General features: G+C 69.8%; 3 protein-coding genes. All 3 read left to right on the top strand.

All coding sequences use genetic code 11. From position 1 onward, the window contains the following. The coding region (gene modA / locus ACLFMY_RS08945; RefSeq protein WP_410764314.1) for a molybdate ABC transporter substrate-binding protein at nt 1-751 on the top strand (751 nt) is incomplete at its 5' end. A 22-nt stretch (nt 752-773) separates the two neighbouring features. Then, nucleotides 774-1466, top strand: coding sequence for a molybdate ABC transporter permease subunit (gene modB / locus ACLFMY_RS08940; protein WP_410764313.1), 693 nt, complete (start codon nt 774-776; stop codon nt 1464-1466). Between the two features lie 4 nt (nt 1467-1470). Beyond that, nucleotides 1471-2522, top strand: a 1052-nt coding sequence (locus ACLFMY_RS08935) for a molybdenum ABC transporter ATP-binding protein (protein ID WP_410764312.1), incomplete at its 3' end; no start/stop codon positions are given.

Below are 2522 nucleotides of genomic sequence, written 5' to 3'. Positions count from 1 at the left end.
CCTGACAGCCGCACTGCTCGCCGGCAGCCTGCTGGTCGCCGCGGCCGCGCGGGCCGAAACCGTCACCGTGGCCGTGGCCGCGAACTTCACCAAGGCCGCCGAGGAGATCGGCGCGGCCTGGGAAAAGGAATCCGGCCACGACGTCCGGTTCTCCTTCGGGCCGTCGGGCAAGCTGCTCGCCCAGATCCGCAACGGCGCGCCGTTCGACGCGTTCTTCTCCGCCGACACCAAGCGCCCGCGGCAACTGGTCGACTCCGGCGAGGCGCGGGATTTCTTCGTCTACGCGCGGGGACAGCTGGCCCTGTTCAGCCCCGACCTGCCGGTCGACGAGCGCGCCGAGGAAATCCTCGCCGAGGCCGAATTCCGCCGGCTGGCCTCGGCCAACCCCAAGGCCGCACCCTACGGACTGGCCGCGAGGCAGGTGCTGGAGGAGCGCGACCTCTACCAGCGTTACCGCGACGAGCGCAAGATCGCCACCGGCGAGAGCATCACGCAGACGTTCCAGTTCGTGACCACCGGCAACGCCCAGCTGGGTTTCGTCGCCCTGTCGCAACTGCGCGACCCGGAAAGCCCGGTCAAGGGGAAGGGCCACGTCTGGATGCCGCCGGCCGGGGACTACGACCCGATCGAGCAGGGTGCGGTGGCGCTGACCCGCAGCGAGCACCCCGATGTAGTCGAGGACTTCCTCGCCTTCGTGCAGGGCGACGAGGGCGCGGCGATCATCGAGAAGTACGGTTACGACACGCCCTGATCCGACGGCCCGAGGAAACGGCATGACCCTGTTCGGCATCCCGCTCGACACCCATCCCATCTGGCTGACCCTGCAGGTGGCCACGATCACCACCGTGGTGCTGCTGATCATCGGCGTACCCATCGCCTGGGGACTCTCGCGCATGCGTTCGCGCTGGCGGGTGGTCTTCGAGGCGCTGGTCTCCCTGCCGCTAGTGCTGCCACCGACCGTGCTGGGCTTCTACCTGATCATCGCGATGAACCCCAACGGGCCGCTGACCGAGTTCCTGGGGCTGTTCGGCTTCGAGGGCCAGCTGACCTTCAACGTCACCGGGCTGGTGATCGGCTCGGTGCTGTTCTCGCTGCCGTTCATGGTCCAGCCGATGATGTCGGCCTTCCAGTCGCTCTCCGACGAGGTGCTGGACGCCGCGCGGCTGATGCGGGCGCGCTTTCTCGACCGGTTCTTCACCGTGATCCTGCCGCTGTCGCGCCAGGGGCTGCTGGTGGGTTCGGTGCTCACCTTCGCCCACACCGTCGGCGAGTTCGGCGTGGTCCTGATGGTCGGCGGCAATATCGAAGGCGAGACCCGCATGGTCTCGATCGCGATCTTCGACCACGTCGAGTCGTTCGAGTACGCCCAGGCCCACCTGCTCTCGGGCGTCATGGTGGCCTTCTCCTTCGCCACCCTGGTGGGCGTGTACCTGATCAACCGCCGGTTCTCGGCAAGGCTGGGGTAAGCGCATGTTCGAAGGCAACCTGACCCTGACCGTGGGCGACTTCCGGATGGCCTCCGGCGACTTCCGCTTCGGCTCGGACGGGGTGACCGCCCTGTTCGGCCGCTCGGGCTCGGGCAAGAGCACGCTGCTGCGCGCCATGGCCGGGCTGGACCGCCACACCCGCGGCCGGCTGCGCTTTCACGACGAGGTCTGGCAGGACGGTCGCCGCGCGCTGCCCGCCGAGCAGCGCGACATCGGCATGGTCTTCCAGCACGCCGCCCTGCTGGCCCATCGCACGGTGCGCGGCAACCTCCACTTCGCGGAAAGCCGCGCACCGCGCGACCGCGGCCCGGCCATCGATCGCGACGAGATCATCGAGCGCACCGGCGTCGCCCCGCTGCTCGACCGGGCGGTAGGCAACCTCTCCGGCGGCGAGCGCCAGCGGGTGGCGATTGCCCGGGCGCTGCTCGGCCGGCCGCGCGTGCTGATGATGGACGAGCCGCTCGCCGCGCTCGACTGGCGCGCCAAGGCCGAGCTGCTCGATCTGTTCGAATCGGTGATCCGCGATCTCGGCATCCCCACCCTGCTGATCACCCACGCCCCGGCCGAGGTCGAGCGGCTGGCCGACCGGGTGGTGTTCATGGACGACGGGCAGGTCCAGCGGATCGAGACGCTCAAGGAAGCGCTCGGTCGGGTCGACTCGCCGCTGTTCACCGAGGAGGGCCCGGTCGCCTCGCTCGACGGACACGTCGAACGGGTCGACGGCGATCCGCATCGCCTGCGCTTCGTCACCGCACCGCAAACGGCGAACGGCAGGCCGGTCGCCTTCCAGCTCGGTTCGGACGGTTCCGCGACCGAACACGGCCCACGCCGGCTGCGCGTGCGGGCCGACGACGTCGCGCTCGCCCGCGAACCGCTCGACAACATCTCGATGCAGAACCAGCTCCCCGCGCACATCGAGCGGATCGATCCGTCCGGGCCGGGCCGGCAGGCGGTGTTCCTCATCCTGCCCGACGGCCAGCGGCTGGTCAGCGAGGTCACCGACCGGGCCGTGGCCGACATGGGACTGGATGCCGG

Source organism: Guyparkeria sp. (assembly GCF_046545975.1).
Classification (GTDB): domain Bacteria; phylum Pseudomonadota; class Gammaproteobacteria; order Halothiobacillales; family Halothiobacillaceae; genus Guyparkeria.
The sequence above is the reverse complement of the archived record's forward strand: the minus strand, read 5'-3'. Positions and strand labels throughout refer to the sequence as shown.